At 70.0% G+C, this 15,405-nt stretch carries 10 protein-coding genes and 1 pseudogene; 3 read left to right on the forward strand and 8 right to left on the reverse strand.

Going from position 1 to position 15,405, the window contains the following annotated elements; genetic code table 11:
* The 4 genes and pseudogenes from V7004_RS11780 to V7004_RS11795 all read right to left on the reverse strand — a co-directional run.
* Positions 1 to 507: pseudogene (locus tag V7004_RS11780) on the reverse strand (hypothetical protein); the annotation flags it as partial.
* A 34-nt stretch (positions 508 to 541) separates the two neighbouring features.
* Positions 542 to 2,932: a malto-oligosyltrehalose synthase gene (locus V7004_RS11785; protein ID WP_334144175.1), complete on the reverse strand. Its 2,391-nt coding sequence runs from the start codon at positions 2,930 to 2,932 to the stop codon at positions 542 to 544.
* Between the two features lie 2 nt (positions 2,933 to 2,934).
* Entirely contained in the window at positions 2,935 to 5,061 is a 2,127-nt protein-coding gene (gene glgX / locus V7004_RS11790; RefSeq protein ID WP_334144176.1) for a glycogen debranching protein GlgX, read from the reverse strand.
* 309 nt (positions 5,062 to 5,370) lie between these two features.
* On the reverse strand, positions 5,371 to 5,562 hold the full coding sequence (locus V7004_RS11795; protein ID WP_334144177.1) for a hypothetical protein: 192 nt from the start codon (positions 5,560 to 5,562) through the stop codon (positions 5,371 to 5,373).
* 50 nt (positions 5,563 to 5,612) lie between these two features.
* Here V7004_RS11795 and V7004_RS11800 point away from each other — a divergent pair, with 50 nt between their 5' ends.
* Positions 5,613 to 6,893 carry an N-acetylmuramoyl-L-alanine amidase gene (locus V7004_RS11800; RefSeq protein WP_334144178.1) on the forward strand — a complete coding sequence of 427 codons (1,281 nt, stop codon included), beginning with the start codon at positions 5,613 to 5,615 and terminating at the stop codon, positions 6,891 to 6,893.
* The gene (locus tag V7004_RS11805) at positions 6,890 to 9,445 is read left to right on the forward strand and encodes a glycosyltransferase (protein WP_334144180.1); all 2,556 of its coding nucleotides are present in this window, start codon (positions 6,890 to 6,892) and stop codon (positions 9,443 to 9,445) included. The genes V7004_RS11800 and V7004_RS11805 overlap by 4 nt, the downstream gene beginning before the upstream one ends.
* Here V7004_RS11805 and V7004_RS11810 read toward each other — a convergent pair.
* Genes V7004_RS11810 through V7004_RS11825 form a run of 4 tightly spaced genes read right to left on the reverse strand, consistent with a single transcriptional unit; the run spans position 9,424 to position 14,106 of the window.
* Positions 9,424 to 10,035 carry a polysaccharide deacetylase family protein gene (locus V7004_RS11810; protein ID WP_334144181.1) on the reverse strand — a complete coding sequence of 204 codons (612 nt, stop codon included), beginning with the start codon at positions 10,033 to 10,035 and terminating at the stop codon, positions 9,424 to 9,426. The two genes, V7004_RS11805 and V7004_RS11810, sit on opposite strands and share 22 nt — an antisense overlap.
* Before the next feature lie 36 nt (positions 10,036 to 10,071).
* Entirely contained in the window at positions 10,072 to 10,509 is a 438-nt protein-coding gene (locus V7004_RS11815; protein ID WP_334144183.1) for a universal stress protein, read from the reverse strand.
* A 23-nt stretch (positions 10,510 to 10,532) separates the two neighbouring features.
* Positions 10,533 to 11,495 carry a TerC family protein gene (locus V7004_RS11820; RefSeq protein ID WP_334144184.1) on the reverse strand — a complete coding sequence of 321 codons (963 nt, stop codon included), beginning with the start codon at positions 11,493 to 11,495 and terminating at the stop codon, positions 10,533 to 10,535.
* 13 nt (positions 11,496 to 11,508) lie between these two features.
* A complete protein-coding gene (locus tag V7004_RS11825) occupies positions 11,509 to 14,106 on the reverse strand; it encodes a M1 family metallopeptidase (protein WP_334144185.1) in 2,598 nt (865 codons plus the stop codon).
* Between the two features lie 104 nt (positions 14,107 to 14,210).
* Between V7004_RS11825 and V7004_RS11830 the strand changes: the two genes are divergently transcribed.
* Complete coding sequence (locus tag V7004_RS11830) at positions 14,211 to 15,212, forward strand: adenosine kinase (protein WP_334144186.1); 1,002 nt, start codon at positions 14,211 to 14,213, stop codon at positions 15,210 to 15,212.
* Positions 15,213 to 15,405 lie beyond the last annotated feature (193 nt).

Consider the following 15,405-nt stretch of genomic DNA (forward strand, 5'->3'; position numbering starts at 1 on the left):
GGTGGAGGAGGAGGGCCCGGTGCTGGTTGTCGGCGCCTGCACCATCACCGTTGCCGAGGCCATGTCCCCGCTGCAATCGAACTGCACGGGCCCCTGGGCTGTCCGTCCCGACGGGATCAGCACCCGGGCGCAGACTTCCCAGACGGCGGTGTTGGTGGTGGTGGTGGTGATCACCGCGTCAGCGGTGATGCCGAGGGCCACCGTGTTCACGGACGCCCCGGGCAGAAGGTTGTACTCGACAGACTCGAGAAGGTTGCCCAGTTGGTCATCGACGAGGTTGTGCAGCTCTGCGGTCATCGTCGAATCGTTGGTGAGCGTGTAGCAGTAGTAGACGGTCGTACCGGGCGCCACGGTGATGGTGCTCTCGGTCCCGCATACACCGGGGGTGGTGCCGACGGTCTTCGTCAGGGTGACGGTCAACGCGCTGGGGGCGCCGGCCGAGGCGGGGGTCGCGGCGGCGCCGAACAGCGCGGCGATGCAGGCCAACAGCGTGATTGCCTTCTTCATCTTGGGTCTCCTTGCTCCCTGCGGTTGAGACAGGCTAGGCGAGCCTGGGGGTCAGCCGGACGAGTACGGCTGAAGGGAGCCGGTCGTGCAGCGCGGAGACCGCTGTGCGCCCACCAGGCCCGTGCCAGCCGCCGAGCACCTCGCGCCAGCGGCCCGCGGGGAGCTCGACGGTGGCGTCGGGCGTCTCTCGGAACCCGGGGTGGAGAGGGGCGCGCTGCACCAGCACCACCAGCGCCCCCGCGCGTTCAAAGGCGAACAGGCTCGCTGCCCTCGAACCTGATACCGGTACCGGCGTGTAGCCCGCGTGCTCGTCGAACAGCTCAGGTCGAGCGCGCCGGAGCCGCAGGAGCCGGTTGATCACACCGATCTTCGTTAGACCGGGACCGTCGCCGACCCGGTCGCCCGCTTCGCCCCACCACAGGGCTGGAGCGCTCGAGGTCGCGTCGCGCAGCGCCCGTCGGCGCGCCTCGAAGTCGACCGGTCGGCGGTTGTCGGGGTCCACCAGTGAGTGGTTCCACAGCTCGTCGCCCTGGTAGAGATCGGGCACCCCGGGCATGGTGAGCAGGAGCGTGACCTGGGCCAGCCCGAGCGCCCGGGCGGCCGGGTCGAGACGGGCCACGAACGCCGCCAGCGAGGAGGTGAACGCCGGATCGCCGAGCGTGCCGTCGACGAACCGGCGTAGTGCGGTCTCGTATCCCTCGTCGGGGTCCGTCCAGGAAGTGTGCCGTTTGCGCTCTCGTGCGGCCTTCACCAGGTAGGTGGTCGCCCGTTCCCGATCAACAGGCCAGGCGGCTACCAGGGCCTGGTAGTAGAGGTACTCGATCGCCGGGTCGGGGAGGGTTCCGGTTCGATGCCGGCGGTTGTGCGCACACCAAGCCGTCACTACCTCGCGCCATCCCTGCACGTCGTGGGAGACCAGTGCCAGGCGCAACCTGGCGTCCGCGCTCCATTTGGTGTCGTGGGTCGAGATCGTCGACATGCTGAGCGGGTGCGTGGCCGCCGACCGCACCGCTTCGGCGTGGATGGCGCGGGCGTCGGTTCCGAACCGGGCGGGGTCGTTGCCCACCTCGTTCAGGGCCACGAGGGGCAACCAGCGGTAGAACGCCGTGTCCTCGATGGCCTTGGCGGCCAGTGGCGCGGTCAGTTGTGCGAAGCGCACCGCAGAAGCCGGCTGGTGGCGCGGCTGGTCGTAGCGCCGGTAGGCGCGGAGGGCCACGGCGTCCTCGATGACCCGATCGAGCGCCGCCGTGGAACTCAGCGCGGGTGGATCACCGGCCAGGGCGCGCGCCGCTCGTTCGGCTTCCGGACGCAGCGCCCCGGTGGCCAGCTCCCGCTTGGCTGCCGCCACGCAGTCCTCCCAGGTCCGCTCCCGCGGCTCGATGGCGCGGGCCAGCTCCGCCAACTCCGCCTCGGCCGCGGGCTCGACGAACAGCCTGGTGAGCCGTGACGTGGTGCCGTAACCGGTGGTGCCCGCCACCGGCCAGGCGGCTGGCAGCTGCTCGCCCGCCGACAGGATCTTCTCCACCACCACCCATCGATCACCCACCAGCTCTCGGAGCTGGTCGAGGTAGGCGCCCGGGTCGGCGATGCCGTCGACGTGATCGACCCGAACGCCCTGCACCGCCTGGCTGGCGAGCTCGTCGTGCATCCAGCCTGCCAGCAGTCGGTGCACGTCGACGAAGACGTGGGGCTGCTCGACGTGGATCGCGGCGAGGCTGTCGATGTCGGCGAAGCGCCGGTAGTTGAGCCGCCGCTCCCGTTCCCGCCACTCCACCAGTTCGTAGTGCTGGCTGTCTGCCAGCTCGAGCAGGAGAGCGGGGTGGCGGTTGGCGGTCTGCACTGCCTCGGCGATGCGCTCGGGGCAGTCACCCGGTACCAGGCCCACCAGTTCGAGCGACGAGTCGGCGACGGGCCAGGTGCGCTGCTCGTAGCGAAGCATGAACCGGGCCTCATCGGGGGGTGACCAGGCCATCAGCGCGCCCCGCTCGACGGCGTCGTGCCGTGGCATCCCCAGAAACGGCAGCACCACGCGCCCCCGGGCTCCGGGGGCATCCCAATCCACGTCGAAGTAGTTGGCGTACCGGCTGTGGATGCCGTCCTCGAGGAGGCTCCACCACCACCGGTTCCGGTGGGTGGCGATCGACATGTGGTTCGGGACCAGGTCGACGACCTGGCCCATCTCGTGGGCCAGCAGTGTCGCCCACAGCCGACGCAGCGCCGGCTCGCCGCCGAGCTCGGCTCGGACCCGGTGGTGGTCTACCACGTCGTAACCGTGAGGGCTTCCGAGCTCGGCTTCCGCGATCGGCGAGGTGTACAGATGGCTGACCCCGAGCTGGGCGAGGTAGGGAACGAGCGCCGCTGCGTCATCCAGGGTGAACGCCGGACCGAGCTGGACCCGGTAGGTGGCGACCGGAGCCCGCGGCACGCTCAGGCACCGTCGAGCCGGCGGAGCAGCACCACCGAACGGGCTCGCACAGGCAAGGATTCTCCTGCCTTGAGGGCTTCCCCGTCGGGGCGGGGGAAGGTGTGTTTGATGGCGTCCTCGAAGGTGTCGAGCACCTTGACCCAGTGCTCGCCGTAGCTCGGGTCGGGCAGGGTGAACTCGAGCGTGTCGTCGGAGGCGTTGAACAGCACGTAGAAGCTGTCGTCACGGACCGGCTCGCCCCTCGGGCTCCGGGCCGGGATGGCGTCCCCGTTGAGGAACACCGCCAAGGCCCTGGCGAAGCCGGCCGACCAGTCGGCCTCGGTCATCGCCGTGCCCTCCGGGGTGAACCAGCCGATGTCGTCGACGTCGTCGCCCTGGATCGCCCGGCCCTGGAAGAAGCGCGGCCGGCGGAAGACGGGGTGTTCTGACCGCAGCCGGATCAGGGCCCGGGTGAAGTGCAGGAACGCGTCGTCGGCGTGTTCCCAGTCGTACCAGGACAGATCGTTGTCCTGAGCATAGGCGTTGTTGTTGCCTTGCTGAGTCCGGCCGATCTCGTCACCGCCGAGCAGCATGGGCACACCCTGCGAGAGCATCAACGTGGCGAGCAGGTTGCGGCGCTGCCGGCGCCGGAGGGCGATCACCTCCGGGTCGTCGGTCGGGCCTTCGACCCCGCAGTTCCACGACCGGTTGTCGTTGGTGCCGTCGCGGTTGCCCTCGCCGTTCGCCTCGTTGTGCTTGTCGTTGTAGGAGACCAGGTCGGCCAGGGTGAAGCCATCGTGGCAGGTGACGAAGTTGATGCTCGCTGAGGGGGTGCGACCGTTGGACTCGTAGAGGTCACTCGAGCCGGTGAAGCGGTACGCGAACTCCGCCACGGTGTGGTCGACCCCTCGCCAGAAGTCTCGGACCTCGTCGCGGTAGCGCCCGTTCCACTCCGACCACAACGGAGGAAAGTTCCCCACCTGGTAGCCGCCTTCTCCCACGTCCCACGGCTCGGCGATGAGTTTCACCTGGCTGACGACCGGGTCCTGTTGGATCAGGTCGAAGAACGCCGACAGCTTGTCGACGTCGTGCAGCTCGCGCGCCAGGGTGGCGGCGAGGTCGAAGCGGAAGCCGTCGACGTGCATCTCGAGCACCCAGTAGCGGAGGCTGTCCATGATGAGCTGCAGCACGTGGGGGTGCCGCATGTTGAGGCTGTTCCCGGTGCCCGTGTAGTCGACGTAGCGGCGCCGGTCAGCGGGGTCGAGCCGGTAGTAGGCGGTGTTGTCCGCGCCTTTCAGCGACAGCATGGGCCCGAGGTGGTTCCCCTCGGCGGTGTGGTTGTAGACGACATCGAGGATCACCTCGATGCCCTCCGCGTGCAGGATCTTGACCATCTGCTTGAACTCCTGCACCTGGTGGCCGCGCTGGCCGTACACCGCGTACTCGTTGTGCGGAGCCAGGAACGCGATCGAGTTGTAACCCCAGTAGTTGCGCAGCCCGAGCTGCGCCAGTCGATGGTCGTGGACGAACTGGTGGACGGGCATCAGCTCGACCGCGGTGACACCGAGCTTCTTCAGGTGATCGATGACCGGTTGGCTGCACAGGCCGAGGTAGGTGCCCCGCAACTCCTCGCGGACCTTCGGGTGCCGCCACGTCAGGCCCTTGACGTGGGTCTCGTAGACCACCGTCTCGTGCCAGGGGGTGCGCGGATGGCGGTCGTCGCTCCAGTCGAAGTAGGGGCTGATCACCACCGACTTCGGCACGAACGGTGCGCTGTCGACGGGCGAGGGCTCGTTGGCGGCGGGGTCGCCGAGGAAGGGGAACACGGCCTCGGCCCACTCCACCCGGCCCTCGACCGCCTTGGCGTACGGGTCGATGAGCAGCTTGGCCGGGTTGGCCAGGAGGCCTTCCTCCGGCGCCCAGGGCCCGTGGACCCGGAACCCGTAGCGCTGTCCGGGTTGGATGCCGGGCAGGTAGCCGTGGTGGATGAACGCGGTGACCTCGGGCAGATCCAGGCGCTGTTCGTGGCCGTCGTCGTCGAACAGGCAGAGCTCGACCCGTTCCGCCACCTCGGAGAAGATCGAGAAGTTCGTCCCCGCACCGTCGAACGTGGCCCCCAGCGGGAAGGGCCCCCCAGGCCAGACCTCCACAGCGGCGGAGTGTAGGCGCGGCTGCTGACAACGAAGCCGTTCGACGATGGCGACGCTCCTCACCGTGCCGTGCTCATGGGAACGAGATCGCCGGCCGTGTCGAGCCCGACGGCTATAGTCGGTGGATGTCCCGCGAGCAGTTGGTGAGCGCCTACCTCAACGGGCGCATGAGTCGGCCATGTTCGTGCGAGGGTTGCTCAGCCTCGGGGTCAGTGCGTCGGCGGCGCTCGCCTACGCGGATGTGCTGAGAGGCCCCAACCCCCGGGCGATCGGTCTGGCGAGCGACTTCTACTCCACCACGACGGACATCTACCCCACCACGACCACCACGGCGACGACCACCACGACCACCGCGTCGACCACGACGACGACGGCCCCGACGACGACCACGACGACGGAGCCGACCACGACCACCACGTCGTCCACCACCACGACCACGACGGAGCCGACCACGACCACGAGCGTGGAGCCCACCACCACGAGCACCGGGGGCGGGTCCACGACCACGACCGCGGGATCGACGACGACGGCTCGAGACGACGTGGGGGCGAATGCCGCAGCGAGGAGTGCACGGGCGAATCCCCGCTACACCGGCTGATCTGGTGGGTCGCTCGCCGAGCGGTCCTCCCCCCGCGCGGTTCGACCAGGGGCGGGCAGGGAAGCGCCCACGGGCGGTGGTGGTCCACACCACGGACGGCACTTTCGCCGGGACCCTCGCCTGGTTCGCCTCACCTCACAGCGGCGTCAGCGCGCACTACGTCGTCGGGCTCGACGGCCGCATCGCTGAGGTGGTCGATGAAGCCGACACCGCGTACCACGCCGGGATGCGACCTGTCGCGACCGTGCCGGTGCTCGGTGAGGACCCCCCGAACCTCGTCACGATCGGCATCGAGTTCGCGGACGACGGGCGTCCACATGACGTGCTCCGGACGGACGCCCAGTACCGCGCCGGTGCGATGCTGCTCGCCGGCATCGCCGAGCGATGGTCGATCCCGCTCGACCGTGACCACGTCCTGCCTCACCACTGCATCAACCCGGCCAAGACCTGCCCGGGCAACCTGGACATCGACCGCCTGCTGGCCGAAGCGAAGGCCATGTCGGTGCCGCGGCGACGACCCAAGCTGGTGGTGCTGTTGCCGGCCCGCAACGCCCAGCACGATCTGCCGGCGTGGTTCCAGAGCGTGGAGCGGTTCGCGGACGCGGTGGTGGCCCTCGATGACGGCAGCACCGACCGCACCGGCGAGCTGCTGGCCGCGCACCCGCTGGTGCAGGTACTCCTCACGAACCCCCGGCGGGAGAGCTACGCAGGCTGGGACGACGGGGCGAACCGCAACCGCCTGCTGCGCGCCGCAGCCGATATCGATCCCGACTGGGTGCTCTCCCTCGACGCCGACGAACGCCTCAGCGCCGACGACGGTGAGGCGCTGCGGGCGTTTGTGGACACCGACGCCCTGCCCGGGCTCGCCTACGGCCTGCAGTGCTATCGGATGTGGGGCGAGTCGTGTGACCCGCGGTTCGGTTGGGTCTACCGCCTCTTCGCGTACGAGCCGGGCCAGCGCTTCCCGGACCAGCAGCTCCACTTCGACCCGGTGCCGGTGGGTCTGGGCCCCGAGCGCCATGTCCGCACGTCATTGCGCATCCAGCACTGGGGCTCGGGCGACGAGGCCCGGCGGGCGGCCCGGCTGGTCAAATACCGCGAGGCCGATCCCGAGGGACGCTTCCCGACGGGTCACGGCGGCCTCGACGACCCACCGGCTTCGTTGGCCGACTGGATCCCCCGACCACCGGACCTGCCGGTGCTGCTGGAGCGCCGGCCGATCTCGGGCCCGTGAGCGAGGAGACGCCATCCCCGGCCGGCGAGGCGCCGAGGCTCGTGGTGCTGTTGCCGGCCCGCAACGCCGAGCAGGACCTCCCGGGCTGGTTCGAGAGCGTGGAGCGGTTCGCGGACGGCGTGGTGGCCCTCGACGACGGCAGCACCGACCGCACCGGTGAGCTGCTGGCCGCGCACCCGCTGGTGCAGGTGCTGCTCACGAACCCCCGCCGGGAGAGCTATGAGGGCTGGGACGACCGGCAGAACCGCCAGCGGCTCCTCGACGCCGCGGGGAAGCTCGCACCGGAGTGGGTGCTCTTCCTGGACGCGGACGAGCGGATCCCACCCGACGACGCGGTTGCGCTGCGCACGTTCCTCGCCGGCGACGCGCTGGCCGGCCTGGCGTACGGGATGCGCTGCTACCGGATGATCGGCGACCTCGACCACTACGACCGCAACGACCTGTGGGTGTACCGGCTCTTCGCCCACGAGCCCGGTCTCGAGCTACCGCCGCAGCGCCTGCATCTGGTGCCGGTGCCCGTGTCGATCCCCCGGGCGTGCTGGGTGAAGACCACCATCCGCATCCAGCACCTCGGCGGGTTGACCGAGGCCTGCCGGGCGCGGCGCTACCGCAAGTACCAGGAAGCCGATCCCGATGCGCAGTTCCAGTCGAGCTACGAGCATCTCCTCGAGCCACCGGGCGAGGTGCGCGTGTTCGAGCCTCGCCCGCCGGGCCGACCGGTGCTCCTGGCCGCCCCGGACCCGGCGGTGGAGGCGGTCGTCGATCCCGGTGGGCCGGTGCTCAGCGCGATCGTCATCAGCAAAGACGACGAGGATCGCATCGAGCGATCGGTCCGTTCGGTCGTCGAGCAGGAGTGTCACGAGTCCTTCGAGGTGATCGTGGTGACCAGCGGCACCGATCGGACCGCGGCGATCGTGCGGGAGCGGTTCCCCGGTGTCCGGGTGGTGGAGTTGGACCACCCGGCCCTCCCCGGAGAGGCGCGCAACGCCGGCTTGCGCTTCGCTCGCGGCGAGTACGTCTCGTTCCCCGGGTCGCACGTCGAGCTGCCCCCCGGGAGTCTGGCGGCGCGGATCCGTGCGCACGACGAGGGTTGGGCGATGGTCACCGGTGCCACCTACAACGGCAACACCACCCCGGTCGGCTGGGCCGCGTACTTCCTGGACAACTCCACCGCGCTGCCCGCTCGACCGTCGGGGGAGCTGGGTGCACCTCCCGCCCACTGCTCCTACGAAGCCCGGGCGTTGTTCGCTGCCGGGGGTTTCCCGGAGGATGTGCGAGCTGGCGAGGACACCCGGGTCAACGAGGTGCTGTTCCGCTCGGGCTGGCGCGCCTTCCGCTCGCAGGAGGTCGCGATCATCCATCACAACCGGGCCCGCAGCATCGGGTACCTGGTCCGACATCACCTCGAGCGCGGCCGAGCCCAGGTGCAGTTCCTGCGAGCGATGGCGGCCTCGCCGGAGGCCGGCGAGGCTCGGGCCCGCGAGTTCCTCTGGGCCTACCCGACCCGACGGCTGGCTCAGATCGACCAGAACGTGCGGGAATGGGGCGGAGACCTCACCGCCTGGTATCGGCGGGTGCGTCCGCTGGTGCGCCTCGGGGTGCTCGCGGCCTGGGCCGGGGCGCACCTGGAGCTTCGGCGGCCGTCGATACGTGCCCGAGCTCCTGCGGAGGTCGCGCCGGCCGAGGAGGTTGCCGGCGGGCGCGGGAGCGCCTCGCCGATGCCGAGCCCGCTCATCCGGCCGCTCCGGGTGGTTCGAGACTGTCCGGCACCGCTGGTGGGGGCCCGCCTGGTGTTCGTCCACATCCCCAAGACCGCCGGCACCGCCCTGATGCGGGTCATCGAGCGCGAGTACGAGGGCGATCCGATCCTCACCCTCTACGGCGACACGGCGGCGCGCCTCGAGCTCCTGCGCTCGATGCCGCTCGAGCAGCGACACCGGCTCCGGGTCGTGGCCGGGCACGTGGGCTTCGGTGTCGGCCAGCTCCTACCCGGCAGGAACGGTTATGCCGTCCTGTTGCGTGACCCCGTCGACCGGATCGTGTCGCACTACTACTACACCCGCTCCCAGAGTCAGGACCCCGTGCACGATCGGGCCCTGGAGGGCGTCGAGTCGCTGGAGGACTACGTGTGCTCCTCGGCGTTCGCGCCCCTGGTCAACAACGGCCAGACCCGGCTGATCGGTGCCGTGTCGGCGGCGGCTGACAGGCCCGCGGATGCCGATGCGCTGGCTGCGGCCAGAGCGGTGCTGGACCGGTCCGATGTCGTGGTCGGGCTGCAGGAGCGCTTCGACGAGTCGCTCCTGTTGTTCATCGAGGCGTTCGGGTGGGGGCTGCCCGCCTACCGCCGAGTCAACGTCACCCCCCAGCGCCCCTCCGTGGCCGAGCTGCCCCCAGACACGGTCGAGCTGATCCGGGAGCGCAACCGCTTCGATGTGGAGCTCTACGAGCACGCCCGAGCCCGTTTCGAGCGAGACCTCGCGGCGCTGCCCGACCTCGGGGAGCGACTCGAGACCGTGCGGCTCGCCGGGCGTTACAGGGCCACGAGGCGGTAGCCGGCGGCGCGGGCACCGGCCACGATGGCCGGCAGCGCGGCGAGGGTAGCCGAGCGGTCCGGCCCTCCGTCGTGCAGCAGCACGATCGCGCCCGGGTGCAGTGCCGACAGCACCCTGTGGGCGATGGTGTCGGCGTCCCCGGCATCCCAGTCGCAGGGATCCACGCTCCACCCCACCGAGAGCAGCCCTCGGATCTCGAGCAGCTCCGAGATTCGGGGTGGCGGCACCTTGCGGTACGGCACCCGCACCAGCGAGACCGGCCGGCCGGTGATCCGCTCGATCCTGGTGGTGGCACGAACGCACTCGTCGACCATGTCCGTCTCACCGATGTGCTCGATCCTGGCGTGCGACCAGGAGTGGGAGCCGATGGTGTGGCCGTCGGCGGCGAGGGCGGCGACGGTGTCGGGGTGGGCGGCGGCCAGCTCGCCGACGACGAAGAAGCTCGCCGGGGCGTCGAGTCGCCGAAGTTCCTCCGCGAACGCGGCGGTGAGCGATCCGGGTCCGTCGTCGAAGGTGAGGGCGATCACCGGCTCGTCCTCGGTGAACCGGTCTCCGGGCAGGTCGGGCAACCGGCGGACGACCGTGGCCATGCGGGGGAGCGTAGGCCGCGGCACGGGACCGGTGGTTCAGGACGTCCGGTGCGCCGGCACGATCACCACGGGACAGGGCACCTCGTGAGGGAGCTTGGTGGCCACGCTTCCGAGGATGCGCTCCCGCCAACCGGTGTGTCCGTGGCTGCCTACCACGACCAGGTCCGCCCTCTCGCTTTCGACGGCGTGAGCGATTGCCGAGACGGCATCGTCTTCGATCAGCATCGAGCGGTGGGGGACGCCGGCATCGGCCAGGGGTCGGCACCAGTCGGCGGCCAGCGTACGGCGGGCCGCGTCCTCGAGGGCCGCGAAGTCGACGGGCGGCTCGGCTCGACCGAGCTCGTCGAGGGGGTCGTAGCCCCGGACCACCATCACCTCGGCTCCGAGCTGGCGCGCCAGCCCGGTAGCCCATTCGAGCGCGTCGCGCGCTCCCGGTGAGCCGTCGTGGCCCACGACGATCCGTTTGATGTTCATCGGTTCCTCACCCGTCGACGGCCTCATGAGTGGATCTCGCCGCGGCTCGCAGCGAGGCGATCACGGTCACCCCGAGTACCACGGCGATGAGGGCCAGCGAGATGGGGGGTGGCGATGTGCACCCCCCACCACGACAGCAGCATCTTCACGCCGACGTACGCCAGGATGACCCCGAGCCCCTTGTTCAGGTGAACGAGCTTGTCCTGGGCTCCGGCAAGCATGAAGTACAGCGAGCGCAGCCCGAGGATGGCGAACGCGTTCGAGCTGAACACGATGAACTGCGACCGGCTGATGGCCAGGATCGCCGGGATCGAGTCCACCGCGAACACGACGTCGGTCGCCTCGATCAACACCAGAACCACAAGCATCGGGGTGGCGTAGCGCTTGCCCGCCTGCACAACGGTGAAGCGCGTCCCGTGGAACTCGGCCGTGACGGGCATGACCCGGCGGACCAGCTTGAGCGCAGGGTTGCGCTCGGGATGGATCTCGGTCTCATCGTGGGTACCGACCCGCCAACCGGTGAACACCAGGAACGCGCCGAACACCAGGAGCAGGACCTCGAAGCGCTGGAGGAGCGCGACCCCCGTGAAGATGAAGATCGCCCGCAGGACGAGCGCACCGAAGATGCCCCAGAACAGCACCCGGTGCTGGTTGGCCCGTGGCACGGCGAAGTACCCGAGGATGACCGCCCAGACGAACACGTTGTCGACCGAGAGGCTCTTCTCGATCACGTAGCCGGTGAAGTACTGGGTGGCGGCGCTGCCACCCAGCCACCACCAGCAGAACAGCCCGAAGCCGAGCCCGATCACGACCCAGGCGGCGGTCGAGACCGCCGCTTCCTTCAGCGAGATCTCGTGGGCTTCCCGATGGAACAGGAACAGGTCGGCCAGGATCAGCAGGGCCACGAAGCCCACGAACAGCGCCCACTCCCACGGCGCGACGACGATGTCGGCGCCGGGCACGTTCGAGGCGGAGGCGAGGAGCACGGGTCGCTCCGGCTCAGGTCAGCGAACGGGCGAACCGTTCGGCCTCGCGGGCGCGGAGCGCGACGTTCACCTCCAGCCGTTCGAGGTGTTGCGCCAGGATCTTGTCGCCCTGCGGCACCTCGTGGGTCTCGAAGAACGCGAAGACCGATGAAGCCACCTCGGGCGTCGACAGCGTGCGGATGCCCTCCAGCATCCGCACGATGCTGTTGCTCGGGAACCGGTCGTTGATCGTCTGCCACTCGTCCTGGATGAAGAACCACGCCAGGCTGCCCTGGTTGCGGTTCGACAGGGCCCGCCGGAGCAGGTAGGGAGCGTTCTGGGTGCGGACCTGATCGGAGATGCTCATCGCCAGCACCCGTCGCATGAGCTCGGGATCGTCGAAGTCCGCGAGCGCCGAGAGGTAACGCAGCTCCTCCTGGGGCGTGGGGGCCGCCGCGAAGCGGGCGACGAAGTCCTCGAACTCGGCTGCGCCCCCGGTGGCCGCGATCACGTTGATGGAGGCGGCGACCAGGCTGGCATCGACATCGGCGCCGCGGTGCGCCTCGGTGAGCAGCGCCCGGGCCCGATCACCGACGTTGTGGTCGTTCCCGATGGTGCCGAGCGCTTCGAACAGCACGCCGCGAAGCTGTCGATCCCGGTCGCTCTCGTCCGCTGCCGGTGTCGGCCCGAGCCGATCGAGTGGGGGGTGCAGCAGCGCTCGGACCCGCTCGCGCAGGACTTCTCGGGGCTCGCCTTCGACCAGGCGATCGAGCGCGCCGAGCGCGCCGACGATCCGCTGCCACACCGACAGGTCGGTCTCCGCGGCGAACGAGCTCATGAGGTCGAGAAACTGGGATGCGGTCATCTGGTCGGCGAGCACCGCCGCCCAGGCATCATCCACCAGCCCGTAGCGCTCGATGGGTGACAGCGCGGTGGCGGCCCTGGCGGCCAGCGCGGCCAGCAGGTCGGGGGCGTAGCGGACCCGGTAGAAGCCGGTGCCCTCGGTGTTCACCAGGACGAAGTCGATCTCCTCGACCACGGGGACGTCGACGCTGTCTCCCTCCAGCAGGACCCGCTCCACGGTGAGCACCCCGTTGATCGAGATGGTGAGGATCACGGGGATGGCCCACCTGGTGCCCCGGAGGGCCTCCAGCTCCTCGTCACCGCCGAGATCACCGGCGTAGCCGAAGCGCTCCTGGGTGAGCCGGATCGTGCCGCCGTCGTCCACCAGGTCGACCTCCACGACCGGGAACCCGCCCTGGAAGATCCACGAGTCCATGATCCGCCGCACCGGTTCGCCGCTCGCCTCCTCGATGGCGTCCCACAGGTCGGTGGTCTCGGTGTTGGCGAACTGGTGGCGAGCGAGGTAGCGGCGGATCCCGTCCCGGAACACCTCGGCGCCGAGGTACTGCTCGAGCATCCGTACCACCGCCGCGCCCTTCTCGTAGGTGAGGACGTCGAACATCCCCTCGGCGTCCTCGGGTGAGACGACCGGGTACTCGACCGGTCGGGTGCTCTTCAGGGCGTCGACGTCGAGCGCAGCCGATCGCGCCAGCCCGAAGCTGGTCCACTGCTCCCACTCGGGGCGGAAGGCGTCGGTGGCGAGCATCTCCATGAAGGTGGCGAAGGCCTCGTTCAGCCAGATCCCGTTCCACCAGCGCATGGTGACCAGATCGCCGAACCACATGTGGGCCAGCTCGTGGGCGATCACCTCGGTCACCCGAGCCAGCTCCGGTTGGGTCACCCGCTCGGGGTCGACGAGGAGCAGCACCTCCCGGAAGGTGACGCAGCCGAGGTTCTCCATGGCTCCGAAGGCGAAGTCCGGGATCGCGACCAGATCGAGCTTGTCGCCCGGGTAGGCGATGCCGTAGTAGTCCGCGAAGTAGCGCAGGCAGAACGCGCCCACCTCGAGCGCGTAGCCGGTGAGGTGCCCCTTGCCCTTCGGATAGGCGACCCGCAGCGGCGTGCCGTCGACGTCCACCGGGGCGCTGACCTCGAGGGGGCCGACGATGAACGCGACCAGATAGGTCGACATCGTGATGGTGTCGGCGAACCGCACCGCCACCTTGCCGTCGTCGGTCTCGGTGCGCTCGATCTCCCCCGAGTTGGACAACGCGGTCAGGCCCGGATCGACGACGAGCGTGACCGCGAAGACGGCTTTCAGGTCCGGCTCGTCCCAGCAGGGGAACGCCCGGCGGGCGTCGGTGGCCTCGAACTGGGTGGTGGCGATGGTCTGCTCGTTGCCGTCGCTGTCGGTGAAGGTGCTGCGGTAGAAGCCTTTCAACTTGTCGTTGAGCACCCCGCGGAAGTGCAGCTCGAGGTGCCAGGTGCCGGGCTCGGCGATGGCATCGAGCTCGATGGTCAGCCGTTCGGTCTCGGTGTCGAGGGCGACCAGCTCGGGGTGCAGGCGAGTGCCGTCGAGCCCCTCCAGGTGGACCTCGTCGATCTCGAGGTCGACGGCGTTGAGCACGATGGTGTTCGTGGCCGTGAGCACTTCCACCGTCGTGGTGCAGGTGCCGGTGAACGTGGCCTCATCGAGATCCGGCCGCAGGGTGAGGTCGTAGCGGACGGGGATGACCGTGCGGGGGAGGCGATAGGGGTTCGCGGCTGTCTCGGTGGTCTCGTTCGGCACGACAGGCTCCGGTGGCTCGAGGAGGGCGGCTCGGTGGGACACGCGGCTCGGATCGGGCAGGCGGCCGCAGTTCGCCGCGAGCGTACCGGGTAGGGTCCGGGGCCATGACCCAGGAGCGCTTCGATGTCGTGGCCATCGGCAACGCCATCGTCGATGTCATCGCCCACGCCGACGACGGCTTCCTGGAGGCGCACGGGATGGTGAAGGGCTCGATGCGGCTCATCGACGACGCCACCGCGCAGCGCCTCTACGACGCCATGGGACCCGCGGTGGAGTCCTCCGGTGGCTCCGCCGCCAACACCGCGGCGGGCATCGCCTCGCTGGGAGGCACCGTCGCCTTCATCGGGCGGGTGGCCGACGACGTGCTCGGGCAGGTCTTCACCCACGACATCAGGGCCGCCGGGGTGTCCTTCGAGCCGCTCGCGCCCGACAGCGATGCCCGAGGCACTGCGCGCTGCCTGGTGCTCGTCACCCCGGACGCGCAGCGCACCCTGAACACCTATCTCGGCGTGTCCAGCGCGATCAGCCCTCGCGACGTGGACGAGACGCTGGTGGCCCGCGGCCGGGTCCTCTACTGCGAGGGCTATCTCTGGGACGAGCCAGATGCCAAAGACGCGCTCCTGAAGAGCATGGACGCCGCCCGAGCCGCGGGAGCGAAGGTGGCGTTCACGCTCTCGGACGCCTTCTGTGTCGACCGCCATCGGGCCGATTTCCTCCACCTGGCCGAGCACCGGGTCGACATCCTGTTCGCCAACGAGGCCGAGCTGCTCTCGCTGTACGAGGTCGGCCGTTGGGAGGAGGCGGCGGAACGCGTCGCCGGGCACTGCGAGCTCGCCTGCCTCACCCGGAGCGAGAAGGGGTCGGTGGTGATCACCGCGGCCGGCGAGCGGGTCCACGTGGACGCCTGGCCGGTGGAGGAGGTGATCGACACCACCGGGGCGGGCGACCTGTATGCCGCGGGCTTCCTCTACGGATACACGCATGGGCTCGATGTCGAGGAGTCCGCCCGGCTGGGGTCCCTCGCCGCCGGTGAGGTGATCAGCCATCTCGGGGCCCGCCCCGAACGATCGCTGGCCGCCCTGGCGGAGGACCTGCTCCGCACCTGACCCCACCGCGGTCGAGCCGGTCGGGTCCCGGGTAGGGAACCAGCCGTGCACGGCGAGCCTCTCCAGCGCGGCGACCGGCGGCAGCGAGACCGGGCCGGCTCGCGGCCGGCCAGTGGGTGGCGGGAGGTGGCACGACGGGTCCGGGTGGGGGTGCGCGAGGACGGCCTGACCATCATCTCGGCGGGAGTGGCGT

It is taken from the genome of Rhabdothermincola sp. (assembly GCF_036846205.1).
In the GTDB taxonomy this organism is placed as follows: Bacteria; Actinomycetota; Acidimicrobiia; order Acidimicrobiales; family Acidimicrobilacustridaceae; genus Rhabdothermincola.